The organism is Collinsella sp. AF18-8LB (genome assembly GCF_003459795.1).
Lineage (GTDB): Bacteria > Actinomycetota > Coriobacteriia > Coriobacteriales > Coriobacteriaceae > Collinsella.
Window position 1 is genome coordinate 430,546 of sequence record NZ_QRWU01000001.1, and the last position, 24,641, is coordinate 455,186.

A 24,641-nucleotide genomic window follows, 5' to 3' on the forward strand; every position below is an offset into this window, starting at 1 on the left:
CAATATGGCAATCGACAGGACTCCTGTTCTTAAGCGCTGCCGTCAGCTCGGGATCGATCCCGCTGAGCTCGGTTACAGCAGCAAGAAGGAATCTATCCGTCAGCCCAAGCGCCGTCGCAAGGAATCTGAGTACGGCATGCAGCTGCGCGAGAAGCAGAAGGTCAAGTTCATCTATGGCGTTCTGGAGAAGCAGTTCCACGGCTACTTCAACAAGGCCCGTAAGATGAACGGCGTCACCGGTGAGAACCTCATGATTATCCTTGAGTCTCGCCTCGACAACGTCGTCTTCCGTCTTGGCTTCGCCCGCACCCGCAAAGAGGCTCGTCAGTCCGTCCGTCACGGTCACTTCACCGTGAACGGCAAACGCGTGGACATCCCGTCCTACCGCGTCAAGGCCGGCGACGTCGTCGCTGTCGGCGAGAAGTTCCGTGACCTCCTCCCCATCAAGGAGGCCCTGATTTCCTCCGAGCGCTTTGAGGTCCCTGGCTGGCTCGAGGTCGATATCGAGAAGCTGTCTGGTAACGTGCTCGCTCTGCCGACGCGTGAGCAGATCAGCGGTGATATCAACGAGCAGCTCATCGTCGAGCTCTACTCTAAGTAGTCCATCCGGGCTGCTGAGGCTGGAGGTAATACATGTCAGAATTCATTAGGCCTCAGGTTCAGGTCGAAGAGATCAACGAGACGTCTGCTCGTGTCTCCGTCGAGCCGCTCGAGCGTGGCTACGGCGATACGCTGGGTAACTCCCTTCGTCGCGTTCTTCTGTCCTCGCTCGAGGGTGCCGCCGTCGAGGCTATTCAGATCGATGGTGCGCAGCACGAGTTCATGACCATCCCTAACATGGTCGAGGATGTCACCGACATCGTCCTGAATGTCAAGGGTCTTGTCTTCAGGGCTCTCGGCACGACCGACGAGGCGACCGCAACCATCTCGGTTGACGGCCCCTGCGAGGTCACCGGTGCGGACTTCTTTATTCCGTCCGAGTTTGAGCTGGTCAACCCCGAGCAGCACATTGCTACGCTCACCGAGGGTGGCCATCTCACCATGAGCATGCGCATCGGCTATGGCCGCGGCTATGTCTCTGGCGAGGCTAACCAGCGCGACAACGATCCCATCGGTGTGATCCACGTCGACTCGCTGTACTCGCCGGTTTCCCGTTGCGCCAAGCTCGTTGAGGCTTGCCGTGTCGGTCAGCACACCGACTACGACCGCCTTGTCCTCGAGATCGAGACCAACGGTTCCATCGCCCCGCGCGACGCCGTGGTCCAGGCTGCCAATATCATCAACCAGCATATGGCCGCCTTTATGAACCTTGCCGAGACCCCCGAGGTCGAGGAGGAGGCTTCGATCTTCGCTCCCGAGGTCACCAACGACAACGCCGAGCTGGACAAGCAGATCGAGGATCTGGACCTTTCCGTCCGTTCCTACAACTGCCTTAAGCGCGCCAGCATTCACTCGGTCCGTCAGCTCGTTGAGTTCTCGGAGAACGATCTGCTCAACATCCGTAACTTCGGTGTTAAGTCGATCGAGGAAGTGAAGGACAAGCTTGAGTCCATGGGCCTGAGCCTGAAGGCTTAATGCTTCGCATATTTGAGGAGAAACTAGACCATGCGTCACAACGTTAAGAAGGGCCTGAAGCTCGGCACCGATGCGAGCCACACCAAGGCCATGAAGAAGAGCCTTGCTAAGGCCCTCTTCGAGAACGACCGCATCAAGACCACCGAGACCCGCGCTAAGGCGCTGCGTTCGGTCGTCGACCCGATCATCACTTGGGCCAAGAAGGGCGACCTGCACTCTCGTCGTCTGGCTATCGCCAAGCTCGGCGATAAGCAGCTCGTTGCCGAGATCTTCGACAAGGCTGCTCAGGGCATGTGGCAGGACCGCAACGGCGGTTACACCCGCATCATGAAGCTCGGTAACCGCAAGGGCGACAACGCTCCCATCGTTATCATGGAGCTTGTCACCGAGCCTTGCACGCCTAAGGCTAAGAAGGCTGCTCCGGCCCCCAAGAAGGCCGCTGCTCCCAAGAAGGTCGAGGCTGTCGAGGAGACCGCTGAGTAGACATTCCGTCTGCATAGGCTATATTCGAGGGGTACGTTCGCGTACCCCTCTTTTTTTGTCGCGATACCGTTGCTTGTTTGTTGGGAGCGCCCATGACTGCGCCGTCTGATTTCAATTCGATTCTCGAGCTTGACGCCACCCTTGTATTCCGCGTCGCCTATGACGGCTCGTCGTATAGCGGGTTTGCCGAGCAGCCGGGACAGACGACGGTTGCGGGTGAGCTGCGTCGAGCCATCGAGACGCTGCTTCGCCGCCCGATCGATCTGACATGCGCGGGGCGTACCGATGCCGGCGTGCATGCCGTGGCTCAGTACATCAGCGTGCCCGTAACGGACGCTGAGCTCGCGTGTACGCGCCGTAGGTGGCTGCGGGCTATGGATGCCCTGCTGCCCAAAGATATCGCCATAAACGAGGTCTACAAGGCCCGTAAAGGCTTTTCTGCACGTTTTGACGCGCGTTCCCGTACGTATACGTACCGTATTGCCGATCGAGATGCGCGCCCCGTGCTGTCCCGCGGTGCCGTGTGGTGGCATCGCTATCCCTTGGATGTTGAGGCTATGTCTGCTGCCTGCCCCGCGCTGCTGGGCGAGCAGGACTTCAAAAGCTTTTGCAAGGTTGCCTCGGCCGTTGGCAAGCCCACGCATCGCTGCGTGATGCGTGCCGAGTTTGGCCATGAGGTTGCGTTTGGCGAGGACATCCTGACGTTCACCATCGAGGGCAATGCGTTTCTGCATTCGATGGTCCGTACGATCGTGGGCACGCTTGTCGAGATTGGTGTGCATCGCCATGAACCTGGGTGGATGCGTGAGGTCATCGATGCTTGCGACCGTACCGCTGCGGGCCCCACGGCTCCTGCCTGCGGCCTTACGTTTATGGGCGTGGATTACGATCCCGCCGAGCTTGTCGTGCTCGACTAGGGGAGGGCTCGACGCGTCGTGCGTCGACACCTGTCATCTGTGGGCTGCGCGTGTGCAACATCTGTTCTTGGCGTGCAATACAACCGGTGTCTCATTGCTTTTATTGCCGGGGTGTACCATGAACGACAGTTTGATTCACTGCTGTCGAGAGGACGGATAACTTGGTTCGACGTGGCTCGCATCCGCGACTTTCGGTGATCCTTGTGGTAGAAGGTTCGCCCAGCTATGCGATGCGTGCGCTCGAGAGTATCCAGAACCAAGACCTCTATGATTTGCAGATTGTCGTTGTCTGCCGCGATGCTGCGCCCGGTGTACGCCATTCGCTTCAAGTTGCTGCCGACAGGGACATCCATATTGATTTGATTGACGTCGAGGACGCTAAGCGCGGCGCTTGTCTTCGTGCCGGTTTTGATGCCTCGCGCGGCTCTCAAATCATCGCCATGAACGCCGATGAGTGGTTTGCTCCGCACGCCCTTTCCAAGATGGTCGATATCGCGTGCGATACTGCGGCAGACATAGTCTTCCCCACGGTGTCGCTCGACCGCTATGATGCACATCGAGAGCGCCATTCGCGCGTCTTGGATGCTACTCATATTTCCATTGATAGCGAATCTTCGATGGTGGCCGGGCTGCCTCAGTTGATTTTAGGCGGCTTGGTTGCTCAAGTCTCTGGCGTGATGTACACCCGTCCGCTGTTTGAGGCATGCCTTTTGTGCGATAAGACGTTTCGCACAGTTGGGTTTATGGCGTGTGCGCTCTCGCAGGCACAGCGCGTCTCCGGATGCGGCGACGCTTGTTTCCACGCGGCGGCGCCTAATCTTACAGATGCCTTTGATCCCACCATGTATGCCAAGGTATCCGATGACACCCGAGCGCTCGACGAGCTTGCGGACTCACTCTCGGAAGCAGATAGCGGTGGTTGGCTCATGCTGGCAAGCCAGAAGTTCTACTTTGCCGGACTGGTCTCCTGCATCGAGAATTTGTGTCTGAGCCCGCATGGGGTGTCATCAATTGAGCGCTCCGCCCGTATGCGTGATATGCTTGAGGCACCCCGAACTCGTCAGATGGTTGCGGCGCTTAAGGATGACCACCGCGGACTCGGTTTGTTGTTTGGGCCAATTGCAAGCGCGAAGCCTACGCGTTGCGTGATGTATACGCATTTGGCTGCTTTTCTTAACCGAACTGGTGCCAAAACTGCCTAGGGGCGCTCATTTCGAAACAAACTTGCATGGAATTGTTTCGAAATGCGTTCTTATACACAAAAGCTTTCAAATAGCGTTAAACTATTCAATCATTGATTGATTGTCTCCGCCATCTTTTGGAGTGAGGGTTTGTATGGCTAAAAAACGCAATGGGCGCCAGGATGCCATTAGAGATATTGTGCGCAATAAGGACGTCCGCACGCAGCGCGTGCTGGTCGATGAGCTCCGCGCTATGGGCTTTGATTGCACGCAGGCGACTGTCTCTCGCGATATTGCCGATATGGGGCTGCGTAAGCTCCCTGAGGGCATCTATGTTCTGGCAGAGGACCTGCACCTGCAGCGTATGGTTTCCGAGCTCGTAACGGGCGTTCTGCGCACCGATAATCTGGTTATGATCAAGGCTCAGCCTGGCACGGCTTCTGGCATCGCCGCCGCCGTTGATGCGGCAGAGTTGCCCGATGTGCTTGGCTCGCTTGCCGGCAACGATACGATTTTGGTTATTGCCCAGACGGCCGAGGACGGCGAGCGTCTCGAGGCGCTGATCAATAAGCTGAGCAATTCTCGCAAGTAGGCGTGCGGGTCGTGCGCTTGGCCCTGCGTGCGCTGACATAGTGGCTTGTAAGGGGTATCGACGTTGGTCGGTACCCCCTTTTTTGTTTGCAGGCATAAAGACCGCCCACCAGGTCGCTTTAAACTAAAAGGCCCCCGAGCGGTTTAATAAGCTGCTCGGGGGCCTTGTTGCTTATGGCCGGATGATTTCTAGCCGACCGTATCGTCAGGCGTGGGCGAGGGGTCGGGAGTGGGCGTGGGCGAGGGGTCGGGAGTGGGCGTAGGCGTAGGCGTGCCGCCATCGCCGCCGGTCGAACCACCAGTGGAGCCGCCCGTCGAGCCACCGGTCGTACCGGTGCCGCCGGTGGTGTCGCCGCCTGTGGTCTCGGTGGTCGTGGTCGTTGTGGTCGTCGTGGTGGTGGTTTCCTCTTCGTCCTTGTCTTCGTCCTCGTCGCTTTCCGTCTTCTTGGTGTTGTTGGTGCCGTAGAACTTCCAGACGTTATTGTTCTTGTACGTGGGGGCCGTTCCGGTCGGGAACTCCTCGCGCTCGGTTCCAGCCAAAACAGTGTTCATGAACTTCTTAAAGACGGGCAGGTTGGTGCTGTCGCCCAGCAGGTCCGTACCGTACTTTTGGATGGGAATCTCGCCTGCGGAATAACCGGTCCACAGGGCGCATGCCAGTTGCGGCGTGTAGCCGCAGAACCACAGGTTGGTGGTGTTGTCAGTGGTACCTGTCTTGCCGGCATAGGGCTGGTTGACGCTCAGCGCGCCGGCGGCACCCGTGCCACTGCCCTGCATGACGCCGGATAGAACGTCGGTAACCGCGGCAGCCTCGCCTTCGGTGAGCACCTGCGTGGGATTGTCGGTGTGCTGGTACAGCACCGAGCCGGTACGCGAGTCGATCTCGGTGATGGCGATCGGCTGGCGATAATGGCCGCCGTTGGCAAAAGTGGCGTAGGCCGATGCCATCTCGAGCGGCGAGATGGACCCGGTGCCGAGCGTCATGACGGGAACGTCCTCGATATTGTCCTTGGCGGGATCGATGCCGAGCTTTTTGACGAGCGACATGATCTTGTTGTTGCCGATGGCTTCTGCCACCTGAATGTAGCCGGTGTTGGATGAGTATGCCGTTGCCTGCTTAAGCGTGATGTTGCCATAGCTCTGGTTGGCATAGTTTTGCACCTTGGTCGTAGTGCCCTTGGCTGTAAGAGGCGAGTTGCAGTTGAGGGTGACGTTGGGGTTCATACCGTTTTGGATGGCAGTTGCCAGCGTAAAGGCCTTAAACGTGGAGCCCACGGGGCGCTTTGCCGTAGCGTGGTTCACGTGATTCTCGTCGGCGTTGTAGTCGTAGCCGCCCACCATGCACTTGATGTAGCCGGTCTTGGGGTCTACGACGACCATGCCCATGTCCAGGCCGTCGAGCGAAAGCGTGTCGAGCTGCGAGCGCACAGCCTCCTCGGCCACCTGTTGCATGGTGGGGTCGATGGTGGTCTTGACGGTCAGGCCGCCCTTAAAGAGCACGTCGGTTGAGAACTCCTGCTCCAGCAGCTGCTTAACATAGGCGACAAAGTAGGGCTGCGAGTATATGTCGACGCCGCTGCCCGAAATCTCGGTCACGTTGAGGGTGATGGGCTCGGCCTGTGCGGCATCGTGCTCCTCCTGCGTGATGTGGCCCAGGCGCAACATGTTGTCAAGGACCTTGTTGCGACGGGACAGCGCCAGGTCGGGGTTGACCGTGGGGTCGTACTGCGAGGGCGAGTTGGGAAGGCCGATGAGCAGCGCGGCCTCGCTGAGGGTGAGGTCGGCGGCGCTCTTGGACAGATAGGTCTCGGCTGCGGCCTCGATGCCGTAGGCGCCGTGGCCGTAATAGATGGTGTTGAGGTACATCATGAGGATCTCGTCTTTGGAGTACATGTCCTCCATCTTGACGGCGATGTAGGCCTCGCGCACCTTACGCTCGATGGTCGAGTCGAACTGCTCCTCCTGCAGGATGGTGTTGCGCACCAGCTGCTGGGTGATAGTCGAGGCGCCTTCGTGCCCGCCGCCGAGGGTTGCCACCGCAGCACGCGCGATACCCCACAGGTCGATACCGCCGTGCTCGTAGAAGCGCTCGTCCTCGACGTCAACGGTGCCCTGCAGCACGTAGGGGGAGACCTCGTCCTTGGTGATGGACTTGCGGTTTTGCGTGTAGAAGCTCGCGATCTTGTTGCCGTTGCAGTCGACGATCTCGGTGGGCTCGCTCACCAGATACGCGTTGGCGTCGGTGTAGTCGGGCAGATCGGACAGCCAGCGGTTGACGTTGCCGACCATGCCGATGCCAAATGCCACGCCCGCGATAAGCAGAAAGCCCAAAAACGAGAGCAGAATTATGGGCAGGGCATGCGTCTTTGAACGGCTGCGTCCCTGTCGTTGGCGAGGACCCATATATTGACCTCCAGGTATGTCGTGCCGGACGGTGGATGTGCCGTCGGGGCAGGATGGACATAAGTTATTACACGATAAACCAAACGGGGCGCGCGAGGCCTCGTGTATGCTGGAAGACGGCATTTTTCAGAGTGAATGCATACCTTGGTAAGGAGTTTGCCGATGGCGATTCGGACGATGGGGCCGAGCGGACAATACGAGACTGGATTGGATGGTGCCGGTGCGGCGCTGCCCGAGCTGCTGGCGCCGGCGGGCGGACTCGACCAGATGCTTGCGGCCATAGCCGCGGGCGCCGATGCCATCTATGCGGGGTTGGGCGACTTTAACGCCCGTGTGAGCGCCCATGGCTTTACGGATGACGAGTTTGCGCGCGGTTGTGCCGTGGCGCATGCCCATGGCGTGCGTGTGTACGTGACGCTCAACGTGTTCGTGTTTGACGATGAGTTGTCCGACGCGGTGGCGTTGGGAGCTCATGCACTGGAGCTGGGTGCCGATGCCCTGATTGTTGCCGATGCCGGATTGGCGTGCGCGCTGCGTGCGGCGATTCCCGGCGTCGAGATTCACCTGTCCACGCAGGCGGGCGTTCATAGCGAAGGCGCCGTGCGGCTTGCCGCCGATGAGCTGGGGGTCGAGCGCGTGACGACGGCACGCGAGCTGACGGTCGACGAGATTGCCTCCTTGTGCGGTACGGGCGTGCCTATCGAGGTGTTCTGCCACGGGGCCATCTGCATTGGCTACTCGGGTGCTTGTGAGTTCTCAGCCCTGAGACGCGGGCGCTCGGCGATGCGCGGGGACTGCACACAGCCGTGCCGCCTGGCGTACGACCTAGTGGACGAGGCGGGGGAGAGCGTCGTCGCCGTTGAGGGGGACCGTCTGCTGTGTCCGCGTGATTACCTGGGCATTGCGCACCTGCCCGAGCTTGTTGCCGCCGGCGTGGCGTCGCTCAAGATCGAGGGTCGCATGAAGAATCCCGACTATGTCTTTAACGTGGTGAGGGCGTGGCGTCACGCGCTCGATATGCTGCGCGACGGCACGTGGGATGCCAATGCGGTGCCGGCGCTTGAACGAGAGCTGGGAAGGTCGTTTAACCGTGGGTTTACCGATGCGTACCTGCGAGGGCGTTCGGGCGCCGAGCTTATGAGCTTTGAGCGTGCAATCAACCAGGGCGTGCGCGTGGGGCGCTTGGTCGCTGTGGGCCACGAAGAGGTGGCCGTTGAGCTCGACGCCGCCGTGGCGGCGGGTGACACGCTCGAGATTCGGTTCTATCCGGGTGTCGACGCGCGTCCCGATGCGCCCAAGCGCTGGCCGCAGGTGCCCTGCCCGGTGAGTGCCGCGGCGGGGGAACGCGTTGTCGTGCATTGCAAGCGTAAGGTGGACACGGGCTGCGAGGTGTACCTGATTCGCAGCGCCGGCGTGTTGGATCAGACGGCGGCGGTGTTGGAGCGCATGCGGGCCGAGGCAGATGCGATTGCGCCCGTTGCGCGTGCCGTTGAGGTACTACCCTTTGAGGACGTTGCGGTGGATGGCGGTGCGTCGACGGAGTTGGTGGAGTGCGCGGTTCCCGCTCGCATGGTTTTTGCTTGGCAGCTGATGGATGCCGACCCGCGCGGAGAACTCGATTTGTCCGACGCCGTTGTGGTGCTCGACGAAGTGTGCCGCACGGGTGACGCTGACCGGACCCGCTCACTGATGCAGCGTGCCGGGCGCGTCGTCTGCCGCAACCTGGGACAGGTGGTGATCGCTCGCGAGCTGGGCGTGACGTTTGACGTGGCGGCGCCGGTGTTCTGTGCGAACCGGACTACGCTTGCCTGGCTACGTGGGCTCGGCGCGGGTCGGGTGTACTTGCCGGCCGAGTTGCTCGGCAATGATGCGGAACGTATTGCCGAACTGACGGCCGAACCTGGTGTTCTGGGCCCCGTCGATGCCGACCGCACCGAGCTCATGGTGTGCGAGCACTGCCTGCTGACCGCCGAGGGGGCTTGCGCCACCGATGCGGCGCAAGCCGGGGCATGTTGTCACGATTGCATGCGTCGTCGACAGGCGCGCTATCTGGTTGAGCGGGATGGCACGCGTTTGCCAGTTGCCATCGATGCACGCGGCAGGACGAGGATTTTCCTGTCATAGGTGCCGCGTCGCGCCGTTTTGGTTATCATAAGTGAGTTTATGAACTTCCAGCACCGCCGTATCCGGTGAGGGTGCTATAGCAAAAGGAGGATACCCAATGCTGTCTGTTGACGAGCAAATGCGTATCATCACCTCGGGCGCTGCGAAGATCGTCCCCGAGGCCGACCTTCGCAAGAAGCTTGAGAAGGGCGAGCCCCTCAACATCAAGCTTGGCGTCGACCCCACCAGCCCCGATCTGCACCTGGGCCATGCCGTGCCGCTGCGCAAGATGCGCCAGTTCCAGGACCTGGGCCACAACGTTACCCTTATCATCGGCAACGGCACCGCGCTGATCGGCGACCCCTCGGGCAAGAACTCCACGCGTCCGCAGCTTTCGCAGGAGCAGATCGAGGCCAACGCCGAGACCTATGTGAGCCAGGCCATGAAGATCCTGGACCCCGAGAAGACCACCATCGTGCACAACGGCGATTGGATCCTTTCGATGGATCTGGCCGGCCTGCTGCAGGTGTGCTCCAAGTTTACCGTCGCCCGCATCCTTGAGCGCGACGACTTTACCAAGCGTTACCAGTCCCAGACGCCGATCGCCCTGCACGAGTTTCTGTACCCCGTGATGCAGGCTTTCGACTCCGTTCAGATTAAGGCCGACGTGGAGATGGGTGGCACCGATCAGCTCTTCAACCTGCTCGCTGGCCGCGAGCTCATGGAGAAGATGGGCATGGAGCCGCAGATCGCGCTTACCATGCCGCTGCTCGAGGGCACCGACGGCGTGCGCAAGATGTCCAAGTCCTATGGCAACTACATCGGCCTGACCGATGCTCCCAAGGATATGTTCGGCAAGACCATGTCCATCCCCGACGAGATGATTGGCAAGTACTATCGTCTGGCCAGTTCGCTCACCCCGGCCGAGGTCGACAAGATCGATGCTGCTCTGGCCGATGGCTCTGCCGACCCCTACGAGCTCAAGCGCGCTCTTGGCCGCGACCTGTGCGACACCTACCACGGCGCCGGTGCCGGCGACGAGGCTCAGGCCGAGTTCGACCGCGTGTTCAAGGAGGGGCAGCTTGCCGACTTCCCCGAGAAGCACGTTGAGCTGACCGTCAACGACGAGGGCCAGATCTACCTCGCTGGCCTGCTCAAGGACCTGGGTCTTTCGGCCAGCGCCGGCCAGGCCCGCCGCGATATCGACGGCGGCGGCGTCAAGATCAACGGCGAGGCCGTGGCTCCCAAGAGCTACAACATCGACCCCAGCGCCCTCAAGCTGGGCGACATCCTCTCCGTAGGCAAGCGCAAAGGATTTAAGTTGGTCTAACGAGTAAGTTAACCTCACAGAATGAGAGTGGATAATCTTCCGTTTTTGGCCTGTTTGTGGGCTCAAAGTGGGAGATTATCCGCTCTCGTCATTTGCGGGGGGTGTATTGCTGTCCCATCGTTTGGGCATACAATGGCTATTGGTTTGCTGCGGTGAAGGTCTGTCCGCCCTGCAGCTTTTTTCTACGGTTAAAGGAGTATGTATGTCCGTTGAGGTCATGAGGTCTGTGATCGACGCTGCCGAGGGTCGCGTGCCCGTCGACACGCTGTTTACCAATGCGCAGATTGTCGACGTATATGGCCAGCGCGTGGCACCCGGTAGCGTTGCCGTCAAGGATGGCGTAATCGTCGGCGTGCTCTACGACGGTCGCGACGATGCCGCCGGCACCTACGAGGCGACCGAGGTTATCGACTGCCAGGGCCGCTATCTTGCTCCCGGCTTTATTGACGGGCACCTGCATATCGAGTCTTCGAACATCCGTCCCGCCGAGTATGCTCGCATGGCCGCGACGCGCGGTACTACCACCGCCATTGCCGACAGCCACGAGATTGCCAATGTTGCCGGTCTCGACGGCTTGCGCTTTATGATCGAGGATGGTCGCCGCGCACCCATCTCCATCAAGTACATGATGCCTTCGTGCGTGCCCGCGCTGCCCGATGAGCAGGCCGGTGCCGTTATTTCGGCCGCCGATATGCAGGCGTTTTTTGCCGAGCATCCGGGTGATGTCTTTGGCCTGGGCGAGATGATGAACCTGCCGGGCGTCTTTATGGCCGATCCCGAGACCTGTGCTCGTATCGACGCTGCCAACCAGACGCCGTCCAAGCAGGTCGACGGTCACGCCCCGCTCGTTGCCGGCAAGGATCTCAACGCCTATGCCGCGGCAGGCATCATTGCCGACCACGAGTCGACGATTCCCGAGGAGGCGCTCGACAAGCTGTCCCGCGGCATGTATGTGATGCTGCGTGAGGGTACGTGCAGCCACGACCTGGCCAATTTGTCCCCGATGCTGCTGGAGAACCCTGCCCGCGCCCGCCGCTGCTGCTTTGCGACCGACGACCGCGCTCCCTCCGATGCTCTTTCGACCGGCATGATCGACAATGCCTGCCGCGTGGCCATCGAGGCCGGCATCGACCCGGTGGTCGCTATCTCCATGGCGTCCCTTTCCACGGCTGAGGCATTTGGCCTGGACCACGGCTGTCGTGACCCGCATGAGCTCCGCGGCGCGATCGCCCCGGGCAAGCGCGCCGACCTGCTGGTGCTCAACGACCTGACGTTTGTCGCGGCTCCGCATCGCGTGTATGCCGCCGGTGCGCTCGTGGCACAGGACGGCGCCTTTGTGGGCGAGATTGCACCTGAGATGGCCGAGGTTGCGGCCCTTGCCGATGAGCTGCGCGCCTCCGTTAAGCTGCCGAAGCTTTCGCTTGACGTGTTCGATTATGCCTTTAAGCCGGGCGAGGCGGTTATTGATGTGATCCCGGGCATGGCTATCACGGGCATGGTTCGTCCCGAGACTGACGAGGGCCTGCGCCGCATTATGCTGATCGAACGTCACGGCCGCGGCGTGTCGCTGCAAGCCGAGGGCGCCGACGGTGATGGTCCTGCGGGCCTGGGTCTTGTTGGCAAGCACATCGGTCGCGGCTGGGTGCGCGGCTTTACCATCACGGGCGGCGCTATCGCCTCGACGATCGGCCACGACTCGCATAACGTGTGCGTGGTGGGCGACAACGCGGCCGATATGATGGCTGCCGTCGAGGCTGTTGGCCAGGGCGGCCACGTGCTGGTGCGCAACGGTGAGGTCGTGGCGCGTATTCCGCTGGCGCTCGGTGGTCTGATGAGCGAGGGCACGGCCGAGGATGTCGCCGCGCAGCACGACGACTTTATGGTCAAGGCGCGCGCCATGGGTATTGAGCCGCCGCTCGACCCCATCATGGGCATCATCTTCCTGCCCCTGCCGGTGATCCCGACGCTCCGCATCCGCCCCGAGGGCATGTTCGACGTCACTACCTTCACCTACGCCGACTAGTCATTGGGGACGTTCTTAAACGCCTAGCCGCCTGCGACACTCTTTGACTTGTCGCCTGACGCCGCGACCGTGAGACCTCTGGCGCGCGTGAGCTATTTGCCGGGTCTATGTAACGTTTATGACTGCGGCGTCTTATATTTGAGCTCCCTTTGGGTACGTTGGAATCGGATACACGTTCGATTCCAACAAGCCCGAAGGGAGCTTTTCTATGTTTAAACTGATTGCATCCGATATGGACGGCACACTGCTTGACGAAAACGGCCAGGTGCCTCCCGAGACCTACGAACTGATTCTGGCGCTACACGAGCATGGCGTGCATTTCGCCGCATCGTCAGGTCGTCGATACGATCGCCTGTGCGAGTTCTTTGCGCCCGTTCGCGACAAGATGGACTTTGTCGCAGCTAACGGTGCCCAGGTCTACGCCGACGGCAAAATGGTAGACCGCGAGGTGTATTCGCACCTGGCGATTCGAAAACTCGCCCAGGCCGTTAGGACGTTTCCCAATTTGCATCTTGCGCTCTTTGACCGAGCCAAGTCCTTCCTGCTCGATGACGAGAGCAAGTTCGTGCGCGAGGTCGATAAGGACCTCCCCAATGCCGAGCGCATTTGGGAGCTGCCCGATCCCGGCGTAAATATCATCAAAGCGAGTATCTTTTGCGACGACGGTGTCGTTATGGACAGTGCGTACGTGCTACAGCGCGAACTCGGTCAGCTCTTTACCTTTGCGCCTTCGGGCAACGCGTGGATCGATGCCATGCAGCCCGGTGTGTCGAAGGCTTCGGGCATCGCACAGCTCGCGGAGCATTACGGCATTGGGCGCGATGAGGTTATGGCGTTTGGCGACTCTATGAACGACTACGAGATCATTCGCTTTGTCGGCACGGGTTGCGCGATGGAAAACGCGCGCCCCGCGCTCAAGGCGGTGGCCGATCGCGTGGTGGGTCGTAACCGCGACCACGCCGTCCAGCAAGAACTCCGCCGTGTTCTGGAGAGCCTTGCTTAATCCAGCAGTTAGGGACGTTCCTTTGCTGCCGGGTTGCTGCTGCTAGGCGAGGGCGTCCATGATGGTGCGGGCGACACCGTCGTGGTCGTTGTCGTATTTGGTGATGGCGCCGGCTGCCTCGCGGTCCTCAGGCTCGGCGTTGATCATGGCCGTGCCGTGGCCCGCTGCCTGCAGCATGGGAATGTCGTTGATGTTGTCGCCGAACGCCCAGACGTCGGCGAGAGACTCGCCCAGATGGTCGCATAGCCACGTGAGGGCCGTTCCCTTGGTGGCGCCCTCGCCCATGACCTCAATATTCATGGCGTACGAACGCGTGACCTCGATGCCTTCGAGCGTGTCGAGCGCCGCCGCGATGGCGTCGCGATCGGCCGGGTCGTGCCAGTACATGGCGATGCGTTCGAGCGTCTCGACCTCGTCGATCTTGCTGTCGACATCCAAGTCGATCGGTGTTCGTGTGCGCTTGAGCGAAGCCGCGATGTGGGGGTCGCCGCCGCAGAATTCGTCCAGGCGCGTGTAGAGCGAGCGGGGGAGGAAGCACTGCCCGTCCGCGAAGATATCGAAGGTGACGTCATGGCCGGCGGCAATGCTATGGACGCGGTGGGCGATGGTGCGGTCGAGTGGTCGGCTCAAAATGCGCGTAGCACGTGAGGCATCGGTGGGCGTATCGTCGTCGAGCTGCCAGACGCTGGCACCATTGGCGCAGACCGCGTAATGCACGGCGGGATGGGCGAGGATGGGCTCAAAGACGCCTGACAGTGGACGTCCCGTGCAGGGCACAAACTCAATGCCGCGGCGCGCAAGCTCGTCGAGCATCGCCCAGGTGGCGTCGCTCATCTGCTTACCACTCGTCAGCAGCGTTCCGTCCATATCGGAAAACACAATCATTTGATGCAGCCCTTTCTGCTGGCATAAAAAGCGTGGCCGAGGGCGGCGATGCCCTGGCCACGCTCGAGCTCTATAACGGTCCGCGTCCTAGCGGTCGGCGAGTGGCTTGTACTCCAGCGGCTCGATCACCGGACGATAGGCCGGGCGAATAATACGGTGCGCGCAGAAGAGCTCTTCCATGCGGTGCGCCGACCAGCCTGCCATGCGGGCGACGGCGAACAGCGGCGTAAAGAGCGTCTCGGGCACGCCGAGCATCTTGTAGATAAAGCCCGTGTACAGGTCGATGTTGGCGCAGATGGGCTTGGTCATACCGTGGTCGCGCATCACCTGCGGTGCCAGGCGCTCGATGCGCTCGATGAGTGCGAACTCTTCGCCCAAGTCCTTCTTGGCGGCAAGTGCGCGCGCGTAACGGCGGCATACCTCGGCGCGCGGGTCGCTGAGCGTATAGACGGCGTGGCCCATGCCGTAGACGAGGCCCGTGCCGTCGAAGGCCTGCTTGTCGAGGATCTTGCCCAGGTAGGCCGCGACCTCGTCCTCGTCCTCCCAGTTGGAGACATGCGCGCGGATGTCCTCGTGCATAGACACGACCTTGGCATTGGCACCGCCGTGGCGCGGGCCCTTGAGCGATCCGATAGCCGCGGCGTAGGCGGAATACGGGTCAGTGGCCGAAGACGACAGCACGCGGCAGGCGAAGGTGGAGTTGTTGCCGCCGCCGTGCTCGGCATGCAGCATGAGCATAACGTCGAGCAGCATCGCCTCATCGCGGGTGAACGCCATGCCGCCGCGCAGGACCTGCAGGATGGTCTCGGCGGTGGAAAGGCCGGGCGTGGGGTGCGGCACGTGCATCTCCGAACCGTGGCACTTTGCGATCGATGCCATGTGCGCAAAGGCGGCGATGCGGGGCAGACGTGCCAGCATGGAAATGGCAACGTCGATCTCGTGCTCGGGTGTGATTACATCGGGCTCGGCATCGAAGGCATAGAGCAGCAACACGGCGCGCTGAAGCACGTTCATGATGCTCGAGGATACCGTGGTCATGGGGAACACGCGGACGTATTCGTCGCTCAGGTGCCTAAAAGCACCCAGGCGTTCGCAAAAACCGTCAAGCTCTTCCTTGGTGGGCAGAGAGCCCGTGATGAGCAGGTAGGCGACTTCTTCGTAGCCGTAGCGGTTCTCGGCCTGGGCATTGTTGACCAGATCTTCGATGCTGTAGCCACGAAGCGTGAGCTTACCCTGATCGGGCACAGCCTTTCCGTCGACCTTGTTGTAACCATGCACATCCGAGATGCGAGTGAGGCCTGCAACCACACCCGAGCCATCTGCATTGCGCAGGCCGCGCTTGACATCGTGCTCGACAAACAGCTCCTCGTCATAAGGGTCGGTCGGCAGGCCGTAGTATAGATTTTCGCTTTCGGGCGAAATCTGGCGGCTTGCTTCGTAGTCCAAGACCAGGCGGCTCAGGTGGTCGTCGAAGCGGTAATAGATTTTCTTGGCGTCGTAGGCCATGCGCGCTCCTCTCCGGGCTATGTGGCGACGTTGCGCCTGGGCGCACGTTGGGCCGTCGTCACGCAGCCTGTTCGCTACAGGCGGTACATAAAGTTAAAGACGTCCTCGCGCTGGATGGACACGTTGACGCCCGAAAGCTCGCCGGCCTCGGCCAGGGCCTTCTGCAGCTCGGCGAAGTCGAGCTTGGACTCGGCGGTGTCGGCCAGCATGGTCATGGTGAAGATGTCCTCGATAATGGACTGCGTAATGTCGCGGATGTCGACATTGGCTTCGCCCAGGACGCGGGTGACGCCGGCGACAATGCCGGGGCGGTTCTTGCCAAGGACGGTGATGACGATACGGGAGGACGAGATCTCGGCCATGGGAAACCCTTTCGCGTGGTTGCGGCGCGCGCGGGGCGCTCCGCTACGGTACAGTGTTCATCATTGTACCTGTCTGGCGCCAAAAGGGGTGCGCTTACAGCGGCGTTACACGTCTGCAACATGAGCGTAAGGGGGAAGGCCGTACGGGGAAGAGCCGTCTGGCGCGTGTCCGGCTCGTGTTGGGTTGATTTCCGATCTCAGCCGAACACATTGAGCGGACAGGCCGTTCCCGCAGTCAGCCGAACGCCTCCGACGGCTGATTCCGAACTGGAAGCGGAGGGCATCCCCGCCCTTCGGTAGGGGATACCGCTCCGCGGCGCATGCCGCGGGCGGCGCCCCTATCGGACCACCGTGACCTCAGTTGGGATGGGCCCAGCACTGCCGCGTACTCGGTGAGCTAGAGCCAACTGTTCGTCTTCACGTCGCGTATGGCGATATTTCGGTCGTCCGGCTCGGTGATGCCGTAGCCGAACGCCTGGAGCGTCTCGATGGACTCCTGGATCCTCTGTTGGAACATGGGACCCGGATCGACCCTCGGCCCGAGGTGCCCGCGCCAAAGGCACGGCGTGGCGCGCAGCATGTTATGGATTTTGGAGATGGGCTCGATGTCGGCGTAGACGTTGAGCGTCGCCATGGCGTCCTTGTGGCCGAGGATCGATTGGAGCGCCTTGATATCGCCGCCTTGGCGGATCCACTGCGTTGCGAACGTGTGGCGAAGGCCGTGGAACGTGATCAGCTCGTCGTTGGTGCCCATGAGGCCGTTGGTCTCCGAGAACGTCTTGAACGCCCTGCGGATATAGCTTGTCGTCGCGAAGGTCGCGCCCGGCTCCGACAGGATGTAGCAGTCCCCGATCTCGACCGCCCCGGTAAGGCCGCGCAAGCCCAGCTTTCCGCAGTCGATCTCGTGGGTCTCCTTCAGGAAGGGGAGTAGGCCGACCGGGTCGATGGGGATACCCCTGGCGTCATGGGTCTTGGTGTCCTTGATGAACGAACCCATTCCCTTCGCGTACGCCACCGAGTGTCTGATCGAGATCAGGCCCGTCTCGAAATCCACATCGCACCACCGAAGGCCGCAGACCTCGCCGATTCGCATCCCCGTGTGCAGGGCGAGTACGACCGCCCTCTAATCCTCGGCGGACCAATCGAGTCCGAACTCCTTTCGGGCATCCTCTTCGCTCATGACTTCGAGAAGGTCTCCGGGTTGGCAACGAAGGGCGAGGCATAGCTGCTCGAGTGTGTTGAAGCGAATGCCGCGAATATGCCCTTTTTTAATACGGGACAGGTTCACGGGCGTGGTTCCAATCCTTTCGGCAAGTTCGTTCGAGGAAATCTTTCGCTCGGCCATGATCTTGTCGAGGCGAACAATTACGGGCATGGCGTTTCCTTACGCAATCTCGTCGGAGTCGAGGTACAGCTCTCGGGCGTACAAGAAGAGCTGGGAAAGCATGAACAGGACGATGCCGAGAACCAGAGAGGTCCAATCGAATGATGAAGCGATCTCTTGGGCGCCGACGGCCCCCTCGCCGCCAAACATCGAAACGGAGGTTTTGAGTGAGCCGGCGTAGAGGCTGGTGGCAGCTTGAACAACGAAGAGAATGCCGAGCACCTTCAAGCATGTCGCAGACCCTTTCTTGAAGGGGTCTCCGCTCTTGATCGTCCACACGAGAACGGCGCTGAGGATGGTCGTAGCGATACCGATGACGGCAGGGACCAATGTCGAGATCGCAAGGGCTGGATACGCGGGGGAGTCTGCAATTACAGGGTTGTCGAGCACTTCGATTGCTGGCTTTAAGGAGAACGCCACTTGTGCGATGGCGGTGGCGCAAAGGGTCGCAGAGGCTATCGCACATGCGATGCGGAAGGAATGAAGCCGGGGAGTGCGATTGTCGGAACTCATAATAACCTCCGAAGAATTTAAAAAGCTCAGGTTACTTTTTAACAGTTTATGTTAAATTGACTTTGCCGGCAAGTAATCACAGCATGCTGCAACCGAAACCCCTCTAGATTGGAGAGGATTATGTTCAGTACTGTTAAGTCGTGTAAGCTCTTGGTTTTCCTCGGCCTCGCTCTTTGTCTGTTGCTGCCGGGAGCCCCCGCTTTTGCGGATACCCCGATGCCTCCTTCCCAGGAGAGCAGCCAGTGTGCCCTCGTTGAGCCCCTCGGGTATACGGACGACGTCGTCGATACCTACTGGAGCTACAGCTGTCCTCGCGGCGTAAGCGGGCACAGCATCTCGATGTTCAACATCTCTTACAAGACGATCTCCTACCGAAATGGCTATCGCCGATCCGCGCATCATAGGGAATCCCGCCTCGCTGCAATGTGCTCCTGTGGTGTTCTTGGCACAACTGATAAATGGCAATTTGTCTATAGCACCTACTAGATGCGAGGAAGGGCCGAGCATTTTGTTCGGCCCCTCTGTTCCGACTGGATGAGGTTAAGGTTGGCGATGAATATGCTCAAAATCTCGAAGGCGATCTTTAGGTCGCTTCTCTCCTCCAGGTCGCTCTGTGTTGTCGTTGTTGCGTTGATGGTTCTTTGTGCTCTGCCCGTCTTCAGGAGCGCGGCTGGCATCGACGGACGGGTCGAATACCTCGAGTCGGGAATAACCCGTGTTGAGCAGGAATTGTCAGCATCCTATGCGGATGCGCTTGTGAATGCGGGGGAGGACGGTGTCTATACCTCTTCATCAAGCATGCCCGCGCTTCTGTACCCTCTTGCCGCGGGACGTCTTATCTTGGCACCGCTCTCTCCCCTACTTCCGTTTCTGCAGATATCGGATGGAGAGTACACCTATTATGACGGATCGAAGGAGTACTTGCTATGGGTCGCAACGGCCGTTGCCGTCTCGTTCCTTGCCGCGCGTCTTAACAAACGTGAAAAGCTCATCATCCAGGCACCGATGGGTGAGCTGGGCAGGCTTGTTGCATCGAGCGTATGGGCGAGTGTTTTTGCGATGCTTGCCGTCTTCGCCGTCAATCTTCCAGGGATAATCGCCGCACTTGTGAAGAATGGCCCGGGCTCGCTGTTCTATCCGATAGGCTACGTTCAATATGCGACTCCGGTTATCAAACCGGCTTGGCTGGTGTTCGCACAGACGGCCATCTTGCAATTCTTGGTGGCGGCGTTCATCTCGCTCGTCGTTCACCTTGCCGTGAAGATTGCCAATAACCCTACGCTTGGAATCGTGTTCGTATGTGCCCTGATGGGGGCGACGATGGTTCCCGGGTATTACGGAAGATCCATCGCTTTACGTGAGTTCGCCCTGTTGAATCCCCTTACGTATGCGAACACTGAGTTGACCGTCGGCGCCTATAGCCCGTACCCGACAACGCAGATAGTGAATCTGCCTGGACTTTGCTTCGAGCGTGGCGCGATTACCCTCGTATGCGCAATCGGGATCGAGGTGCTGGCAATTAGCCTGCTTTGCGTTGCTGGAAAGAGCGGCTGCGCGCGCCCGATGTCCCCGATTTGTCTTGAGAGAGGTTCCTTCACCGCATCGAGAACGACAGCCCGTTCGAGCGCTTGTACCTCCGCCGTTGCATACGTAAGAACGATGGGGAAGCTGCTCCTGCATTCTCCTGCCCTCGCCGTATGCGCGATTGCAATGTCGACGGCGATGCTGGCCCCGGCTCTGGTCGAGGTGTTTCCTGACGCTGGTGACGTTTCCGCTGTTCGGTATAGGGATGGGGAGCTCCGTTCAATAGATCGGTATCTAGAGCAGGACGTTGCGAATATGGACGTCGAGGGCAAAGCGGCCCTGGAAGGCATGCGAGATGCTCTTTCGGGTTTCGTGTACGCGCCCACGCCTGCGGAGGGGTTTCGAAGCCTTGCGACGTACGAGCGCGCTCGAGGCGAGCTGGGCGCGGCAGATGCGACCCTCCTGCAATCGATCGGAATCGAGCCGGAGACTCCTTCTCGTGCGGAGGCGCGCGCCCTTCTGCTCGAGTCGATCGCGAGCTTGCCGGACCCCAAGGTTTACGAGTTAAGTACGAAGATGCCCCCATTAATCCTCCTTTCCTATCTCCAGGCAGCGCTTCCTTCCTTGTTTTGGCTGTTGCCCGTGGTTGTCACATCGCTTGCGTGCACCTACCTGCGGTGCCGTTCCCTTCTGGTTTTCCAAGTCCCCGCAACAGCGCATGTGCGTTTTCTGACGGCTGTTGCGCTGTCTCTCCTGCTTGGCTTGGCGCTGCTTTTGGTGTCGATGGTTCCCGCTGCGGTTGTGTCCTTGATTAAGAACGGTGCGGGTGGATCGGAGTATCCCGTCGCTCTCATTCGGGCGGGAGCTTCGACAACGTCCATGGTGGGGGAGGCGGTGTTGTGCAGCATTCCGTTGCTGGTCATGGCATACGGCGTGATTTCCGTCGTCGCTGCGTTGACAGCAGCGATTAGCCGCAACCCCGTTGTCACCGGAGTGGTTTGCGCGGTTCTCTTGGTGTTGGGTTCGTTGAGCGCTCATGTTGAAAGCGCGGGCATGGGCGTCGCGCTGCTGGCTCCATTCGCCTCGTTTGATCCCGCTTCCCAGGTGGGGACGATTGGGTTCCTTGGGCGAGGGACGAACGCGATGCCTTTTGGAGAGGTCGTCGGCGCATCGGTCGCTCTGCTGGTGGTCTTGGGCGCCGTATCTCCGTTGATGGTGCGCCTGAGTGTTCCAAAGATCGAAAGGGGATGATCTCGATGATTGGCCTTCAAACGCTGACGATCTCTTATGGAAAGAAGGTACTCGTAGATTCGGTGGACGCTGAGTTTGCCCCGGGTACGGTCTACGGTCTCGTCGCTCCGAACGGGCATGGAAAGACGACGTTGCTGCGGGCGATGGCAGGTTTGCCGGGTCCTCGCGTGGACGGGAGCATCGTTCTGGATGAGGCGCAGGGCACGGGTACAAGAGAGGTCCGTTCTATGATCTTCTACGCACCTGGTGAGGGGACGCTGCTGTATCCCGGATTGCGTGCGGAAGATCACCTCAAGATGGTTTGCGATATGTGGCCACATGCTCGCGATATCGAAGTGATAGTGGAACAAACGCAGATAGGCGAGTTCGCGAAGATGAGGATCCGTACTCTGAGCCAGGGCATGAAGCAGCAGCTTACCCTGGCGATTGCGTATGCGACGGGTGCGCGGTACCTTCTATTAGATGAGCCCATGAACGCGCTCGACCCCAGCAGGGTGGACTTGCATTCAGAGATCCTCAGGAAGCTGGCCGATTCTGGTACGTGCATCATCATGTCATCCCACATCTTGGATTCGGTCGATAGGCAGTGCGATGAGATTCTGTTTTTGAAGGATGGGAGGCTCATTAGAAGCATCCCGCAAGATGATACTGCGCCGAAGTCTCGTGGATCCCATTTCGCAAAGCCTGCCGGACGCGCCGAGGGTGCGCTAAGCACGTATCGGCGACTCTACGAAAAGGGCGGGTAGAAATGCAAGTTAAAAATCTATGTGGTCAATATGATACCGTTGAACCCGCGTATCAATACCGCTCAGCCATTTGCCTCGCCCCCGTCGCACGTATCTTCATTCGGTCTGTCATTAATTAAACTAACGATGCTTTGAGAAATGTAGGTGCTTCTAAATGTACTGTCGACTTCTTCTCAAACTAATCCTAAGAGACAGGGCCGTATGGATCTCTACGCTCGTTCTTGCCGCAGCCTTCTCCGTCCCCATCGCGTTCAATTCACCCATCTTCGGCCCCTTCTTTATGAAGCAGGGCATGCAGAGCTTTGTCGACGCATTCAATACGCGCGCAACCCAAGCCAACGGCAATATGAACGAGCGAGGAATCATCACGTTATCAGGGGCAATTTTGAGAAAGGAGATGTTTTCTATCCAAGACGTCCGTTAGGAGGACACAATGAAGAAAATCGTCGAAACCGGGATCACCAGGCGAGCCGCTATCGCCGCAGCGGCGGTTGGAGGAATCTCCCTACTGATGCCAAAAGGGGTGTTAGCGGCGGAATTTCAAACACTTGATCAGAATCGAATCGACTACTTCGTTCGCCCCGACCTCACTGAAAACCAGTTTGACGCGATGCTCCGCGAACGCGCGGAGGAAGAAGCTGCGCAAATCATCGAGCAAGCCCTCGCCGGGTACGATGGCGACGCACGAGCCGGGGGACGTCCGACCTACGACACGGTATACGGCAGCGTGGTAAACAAGAGCACTGGATGGCATGACGTCGCCGGACAGCCGGCGGGCGGCGTGCAGATATCGGGAGGTGGCTCTATCTTCGTATCACCTTCCGGCGGCGGATCGGTCGGTGTGTCGGTATCCCTTCCCGGAGGAGTTGGCAGCGTGAGCGTTTCCATCCCGAAGGCAAATCGCTCCCTCAGCGTGACGGGGTACGCGGTCAACATTTCCGGATCGGGCTTCTACAAGGCGACGGCGAACGTGACCCACAAGATTCAACCCTACGTCGTCTATGAGACGACGAACGGGGTACGCAGGGTCTACGCAAAGATGGCCACCAACACGTTCTACAGCATGGCTCTCGGCAAGCGCAAAGTAGGCTGACATGAAGACCGGCTCCGCCAAAATACCCATTGCGCTGGCGTTATTGGTCGCGATAGCCGCAATCGCAGTCTCTGCCGTATCCATAAAAGATGCGAACACCTTGAAACATGGCATTTCCGAAGGGTTCCGCCTAGACGGAGTGTACCGAGACCACGAGACCGGCTTAACCCAGCTCTCCTTCCTTGGGGAAGACGAAAACAGGTGGCAAATCGTCGACAGCAATGGAAATGTGACCGACGGTTCATTTGAGACAACCGGCGATCCGAACATCTTCATGTTGGCCGACCAATCAGGAGATGATTACGGATTTGTCCACCTGGCTTACGCCTCCGCAGACGGAAACCAAGGAAGCCTTTATTTGAACACCGGAACGTCGGTGCTCGAATTTGACAAGGTAACCAGCGGCCCGGCTTTCGTCGTGCCGTAAATGCAAATCGAGTGTCATGAGAGAAGAGGGGACTGGCCTTGCCAGCCCCCTCTTCCTTTTACTGCCCAAGCGGGAATGCTCACCACTGCAGTTCGCGAACGTCAGACGCTTCCTCCGCCCGCGGCACTCGGCCAGGTACATGCTGATGATGACTTGATACGGCACCACTGTACGGGCGGACTCCGCCTTGAAGTAGTCGATGTTCTAGCCGTCGATGTTCATAGTGACGCGGCGGCGCACCTTCCCGATGTAGGGGTTCGGAACGCTGTCGGAGAAGTCGACCTCGGCGGGCATCTCCATAATCTCGTCCTTGCCATTCGTTTCGATAGCTCCAATACTGCCGTCCCTCTGTCCTCGTCGATTTTCTCGCCGAGATTATCCTGATGGTCGAGCCGCCATGCCTCTCGCAATGGCAAACCGTCAGCACCCACGATTCCAGAACGTTGAAATTTGCAACGTTCTACCAGTGCGTGGGTCGTTTTGAAGGTAATTCATGGGACCATTTGTCGGTAATCCGTGGGTCATTTTTCCTCGCGTTGTGCCGAAAAGACCGTGAACCTTTTGTGGGACACGCGGCGCCGTGGTACCATAGCCGAGTTTGTTGTCTTGGTCGGAAACCAAGACGCCTTATGCGCTGATCGGTAACCAGCGCCTGACCAATAAGGAGTCCTACCATGAAGCAGGGTATCCATCCCCAGTATGTCGAGTGCACGGTGACGTGCTCCTGCGGCAACACCTTCAAGACGCACGCTACCGTGTCCGAGATGAAGGTCGAGCTTTGCAACGAGTGCCACCCGTTCTACACCGGCCAGCAGAAGTTCGTCGACACCGGTGGACGCGTCCAGCGCTTCGCCGACAAGTTCGGTGGCGCCGCTGCCGCTCAGCTCAAGAAGGCCGAGGAGGCCAAGGCTGCCAAGGCCGCCAAGGCTGCTGAGGCCGAGGCCGCTCGCAAGGCCGCCGCTGAGGCTAAGGCTGCCGAGAAGGCTAAGCGTGCCGCTAAGTTTGCCGAGGAGGCTGCCAAGCAGGCCGCCGAGGCTCCCGCAGAGGCTCCCGTCGAGGAGGCCGCTGCCGAGGCCGAGACCACCGAGGCTGCTGAGTAAGTAGCTCGCCGCGGAAACACTCGCATTCATGGCATAAGGGCCGCGCATCCGTTTGGGTGCGCGGCCCTTTTCTTTTTATTGGTGCAAGCTAGCCCGTCCCCATTGCGCCAGGTTGGTGCGAAGGGGACGGGCTAGCTTGCACCAAATGGCAGAGAGAGGCAGCGGTTTCCCAGATAAAAGCCGCCAAAATAAACCAGTCCCTTTTTGGCAGGCTGTCGTAGTTATTACGTGGTCGAGCGTG

At 59.8% G+C, this 24,641-nt stretch carries 22 protein-coding genes; 15 read left to right on the plus strand and 7 right to left on the minus strand.

Going from position 1 to position 24,641, the window contains the following annotated elements:
- Positions 1-4: 4 nt before the first annotated feature.
- From rpsD to DWX25_RS01975, 6 genes are all read left to right on the plus strand, one after another.
- Positions 5-601 (plus strand): 30S ribosomal protein S4, encoded by a 597-nt coding sequence (gene rpsD / locus DWX25_RS01950; protein WP_006235275.1) that lies wholly within the window; start codon positions 5-7, stop codon positions 599-601.
- Positions 602-633: 32 nt separating this feature from the next.
- The gene (locus DWX25_RS01955) at positions 634-1,575 is read left to right on the plus strand and encodes a DNA-directed RNA polymerase subunit alpha (protein ID WP_117734359.1); all 942 of its coding nucleotides are present in this window, start codon (positions 634-636) and stop codon (positions 1,573-1,575) included.
- Positions 1,576-1,605: 30 nt separating this feature from the next.
- Positions 1,606-2,058, plus strand: a complete 453-nt coding sequence (gene rplQ / locus DWX25_RS01960; protein WP_117734360.1) for a 50S ribosomal protein L17 — start codon at positions 1,606-1,608, stop codon at positions 2,056-2,058.
- Between the two features lie 92 nt (positions 2,059-2,150).
- Positions 2,151-2,975 (plus strand): tRNA pseudouridine(38-40) synthase TruA, encoded by an 825-nt coding sequence (gene truA, locus DWX25_RS01965; RefSeq protein ID WP_117734361.1) that lies wholly within the window; start codon positions 2,151-2,153, stop codon positions 2,973-2,975.
- Between the two features lie 203 nt (positions 2,976-3,178).
- Positions 3,179-4,177, plus strand: coding sequence for a glycosyltransferase (locus DWX25_RS01970; RefSeq protein WP_147335806.1), 999 nt, complete (start codon positions 3,179-3,181; stop codon positions 4,175-4,177).
- A gap of 133 nt (positions 4,178-4,310) precedes the next feature.
- Complete coding sequence (locus tag DWX25_RS01975; RefSeq protein ID WP_006235280.1) at positions 4,311-4,748, plus strand: arginine repressor; 438 nt, start codon at positions 4,311-4,313, stop codon at positions 4,746-4,748.
- Between the two features lie 188 nt (positions 4,749-4,936).
- Here the strand turns inward: DWX25_RS01975 and DWX25_RS01980 are convergent, their stop codons facing one another.
- Positions 4,937-7,150, minus strand: a complete 2,214-nt coding sequence (locus DWX25_RS01980; RefSeq protein WP_117763198.1) for a transglycosylase domain-containing protein — start codon at positions 7,148-7,150, stop codon at positions 4,937-4,939.
- A 162-nt stretch (positions 7,151-7,312) separates the two neighbouring features.
- On the opposite strand from DWX25_RS01980, the gene DWX25_RS01985 reads away from it, so the two are divergent.
- The 4 genes from DWX25_RS01985 to DWX25_RS02000 all read left to right on the plus strand — a co-directional run bounded on the left by DWX25_RS01985 (position 7,313) and on the right by DWX25_RS02000 (position 13,609).
- On the plus strand, positions 7,313-9,274 hold the full coding sequence (locus tag DWX25_RS01985; protein ID WP_158557549.1) for a U32 family peptidase: 1,962 nt from the start codon (positions 7,313-7,315) through the stop codon (positions 9,272-9,274).
- A gap of 97 nt (positions 9,275-9,371) precedes the next feature.
- Positions 9,372-10,583, plus strand: a complete 1,212-nt coding sequence (gene tyrS, locus DWX25_RS01990) for a tyrosine--tRNA ligase (RefSeq protein ID WP_117763196.1) — start codon at positions 9,372-9,374, stop codon at positions 10,581-10,583.
- A 202-nt stretch (positions 10,584-10,785) separates the two neighbouring features.
- Positions 10,786-12,606: an adenine deaminase gene (locus DWX25_RS01995; RefSeq protein WP_117743539.1), complete on the plus strand. Its 1,821-nt coding sequence runs from the start codon at positions 10,786-10,788 to the stop codon at positions 12,604-12,606.
- Between the two features lie 208 nt (positions 12,607-12,814).
- Positions 12,815-13,609 (plus strand): Cof-type HAD-IIB family hydrolase, encoded by a 795-nt coding sequence (locus DWX25_RS02000; protein ID WP_117763194.1) that lies wholly within the window; start codon positions 12,815-12,817, stop codon positions 13,607-13,609.
- Between the two features lie 42 nt (positions 13,610-13,651).
- Here the strand turns inward: DWX25_RS02000 and DWX25_RS02005 are convergent, their stop codons facing one another.
- The 6 genes from DWX25_RS02005 to DWX25_RS02030 all read right to left on the minus strand — a co-directional run bounded on the left by DWX25_RS02005 (position 13,652) and on the right by DWX25_RS02030 (position 18,259).
- Entirely contained in the window at positions 13,652-14,494 is an 843-nt protein-coding gene (locus DWX25_RS02005; protein WP_117763193.1) for a Cof-type HAD-IIB family hydrolase, read from the minus strand.
- Positions 14,495-14,581: 87 nt separating this feature from the next.
- Positions 14,582-16,000, minus strand: coding sequence for a citrate synthase (locus DWX25_RS02010; protein WP_117798602.1), 1,419 nt, complete (start codon positions 15,998-16,000; stop codon positions 14,582-14,584).
- 74 nt (positions 16,001-16,074) lie between these two features.
- Entirely contained in the window at positions 16,075-16,362 is a 288-nt protein-coding gene (locus tag DWX25_RS02015; RefSeq protein WP_006235289.1) for an ACT domain-containing protein, read from the minus strand.
- Positions 16,363-16,759: 397 nt separating this feature from the next.
- On the minus strand, positions 16,760-17,467 hold the full coding sequence (locus tag DWX25_RS02020) for a site-specific integrase (protein ID WP_255412939.1): 708 nt from the start codon (positions 17,465-17,467) through the stop codon (positions 16,760-16,762).
- An 18-nt stretch (positions 17,468-17,485) separates the two neighbouring features.
- On the minus strand, positions 17,486-17,737 hold the full coding sequence (locus tag DWX25_RS02025; protein ID WP_006235292.1) for a helix-turn-helix transcriptional regulator: 252 nt from the start codon (positions 17,735-17,737) through the stop codon (positions 17,486-17,488).
- A 9-nt stretch (positions 17,738-17,746) separates the two neighbouring features.
- Entirely contained in the window at positions 17,747-18,259 is a 513-nt protein-coding gene (locus DWX25_RS02030; protein ID WP_006235293.1) for a DUF2975 domain-containing protein, read from the minus strand.
- A 552-nt stretch (positions 18,260-18,811) separates the two neighbouring features.
- Between DWX25_RS02030 and DWX25_RS02040 the strand changes: the two genes are divergently transcribed.
- The 5 genes from DWX25_RS02040 to rpmE all read left to right on the plus strand — a co-directional run bounded on the left by DWX25_RS02040 (position 18,812) and on the right by rpmE (position 24,400).
- Complete coding sequence (locus DWX25_RS02040) at positions 18,812-21,034, plus strand: hypothetical protein (protein ID WP_117798607.1); 2,223 nt, start codon at positions 18,812-18,814, stop codon at positions 21,032-21,034.
- A 5-nt stretch (positions 21,035-21,039) separates the two neighbouring features.
- A complete protein-coding gene (locus DWX25_RS02045) occupies positions 21,040-21,780 on the plus strand; it encodes an ATP-binding cassette domain-containing protein (RefSeq protein WP_158553158.1) in 741 nt (246 codons plus the stop codon).
- A 433-nt stretch (positions 21,781-22,213) separates the two neighbouring features.
- Complete coding sequence (locus DWX25_RS02055; protein ID WP_117734374.1) at positions 22,214-22,873, plus strand: hypothetical protein; 660 nt, start codon at positions 22,214-22,216, stop codon at positions 22,871-22,873.
- A 1-nt stretch (position 22,874) separates the two neighbouring features.
- Positions 22,875-23,300, plus strand: coding sequence for a hypothetical protein (locus tag DWX25_RS02060; RefSeq protein WP_117734375.1), 426 nt, complete (start codon positions 22,875-22,877; stop codon positions 23,298-23,300).
- Between the two features lie 674 nt (positions 23,301-23,974).
- Positions 23,975-24,400 (plus strand): 50S ribosomal protein L31, encoded by a 426-nt coding sequence (rpmE, locus tag DWX25_RS02070; RefSeq protein WP_006235303.1) that lies wholly within the window; start codon positions 23,975-23,977, stop codon positions 24,398-24,400.
- Positions 24,401-24,641: the final 241 nt, after the last annotated feature.

What these genes read in the sequence shown, in the direction of transcription:
- rpsD (WP_006235275.1), top strand. Translation starts at nt 5, where the DNA reads ATGGCAATCGACAGGACTCCTGTTCTTAAGCGCTGCCGTCAGCTCGGG.
- DWX25_RS02005 (WP_117763193.1), bottom strand. Translation starts at nt 14,494, where the DNA reads ATGATTGTGTTTTCCGATATGGACGGAACGCTGCTGACGAGTGGTAAG.
- DWX25_RS02010 (WP_117798602.1), bottom strand. Translation starts at nt 16,000, where the DNA reads ATGGCCTACGACGCCAAGAAAATCTATTACCGCTTCGACGACCACCTG.
- DWX25_RS01980 (WP_117763198.1), bottom strand. Translation starts at nt 7,150, where the DNA reads ATGGGTCCTCGCCAACGACAGGGACGCAGCCGTTCAAAGACGCATGCC.
- rpmE (WP_006235303.1), top strand. Translation starts at nt 23,975, where the DNA reads ATGAAGCAGGGTATCCATCCCCAGTATGTCGAGTGCACGGTGACGTGC.
- DWX25_RS02045 (WP_158553158.1), top strand. Translation starts at nt 21,040, where the DNA reads ATGATTGGCCTTCAAACGCTGACGATCTCTTATGGAAAGAAGGTACTC.
- DWX25_RS01995 (WP_117743539.1), top strand. Translation starts at nt 10,786, where the DNA reads ATGTCCGTTGAGGTCATGAGGTCTGTGATCGACGCTGCCGAGGGTCGC.
- DWX25_RS02030 (WP_006235293.1), bottom strand. Translation starts at nt 18,259, where the DNA reads ATGAGTTCCGACAATCGCACTCCCCGGCTTCATTCCTTCCGCATCGCA.
- DWX25_RS01985 (WP_158557549.1), top strand. Translation starts at nt 7,313, where the DNA reads ATGGCGATTCGGACGATGGGGCCGAGCGGACAATACGAGACTGGATTG.
- DWX25_RS02015 (WP_006235289.1), bottom strand. Translation starts at nt 16,362, where the DNA reads ATGGCCGAGATCTCGTCCTCCCGTATCGTCATCACCGTCCTTGGCAAG.
- DWX25_RS02040 (WP_117798607.1), top strand. Translation starts at nt 18,812, where the DNA reads ATGAATATGCTCAAAATCTCGAAGGCGATCTTTAGGTCGCTTCTCTCC.
- truA (WP_117734361.1), top strand. Translation starts at nt 2,151, where the DNA reads ATGACTGCGCCGTCTGATTTCAATTCGATTCTCGAGCTTGACGCCACC.
- DWX25_RS02060 (WP_117734375.1), top strand. Translation starts at nt 22,875, where the DNA reads ATGAAGACCGGCTCCGCCAAAATACCCATTGCGCTGGCGTTATTGGTC.
- DWX25_RS02025 (WP_006235292.1), bottom strand. Translation starts at nt 17,737, where the DNA reads ATGCCCGTAATTGTTCGCCTCGACAAGATCATGGCCGAGCGAAAGATT.
- DWX25_RS01975 (WP_006235280.1), top strand. Translation starts at nt 4,311, where the DNA reads ATGGCTAAAAAACGCAATGGGCGCCAGGATGCCATTAGAGATATTGTG.
- tyrS (WP_117763196.1), top strand. Translation starts at nt 9,372, where the DNA reads ATGCTGTCTGTTGACGAGCAAATGCGTATCATCACCTCGGGCGCTGCG.
- DWX25_RS02000 (WP_117763194.1), top strand. Translation starts at nt 12,815, where the DNA reads ATGTTTAAACTGATTGCATCCGATATGGACGGCACACTGCTTGACGAA.
- DWX25_RS01955 (WP_117734359.1), top strand. Translation starts at nt 634, where the DNA reads ATGTCAGAATTCATTAGGCCTCAGGTTCAGGTCGAAGAGATCAACGAG.
- DWX25_RS02055 (WP_117734374.1), top strand. Translation starts at nt 22,214, where the DNA reads ATGAAGAAAATCGTCGAAACCGGGATCACCAGGCGAGCCGCTATCGCC.
- rplQ (WP_117734360.1), top strand. Translation starts at nt 1,606, where the DNA reads ATGCGTCACAACGTTAAGAAGGGCCTGAAGCTCGGCACCGATGCGAGC.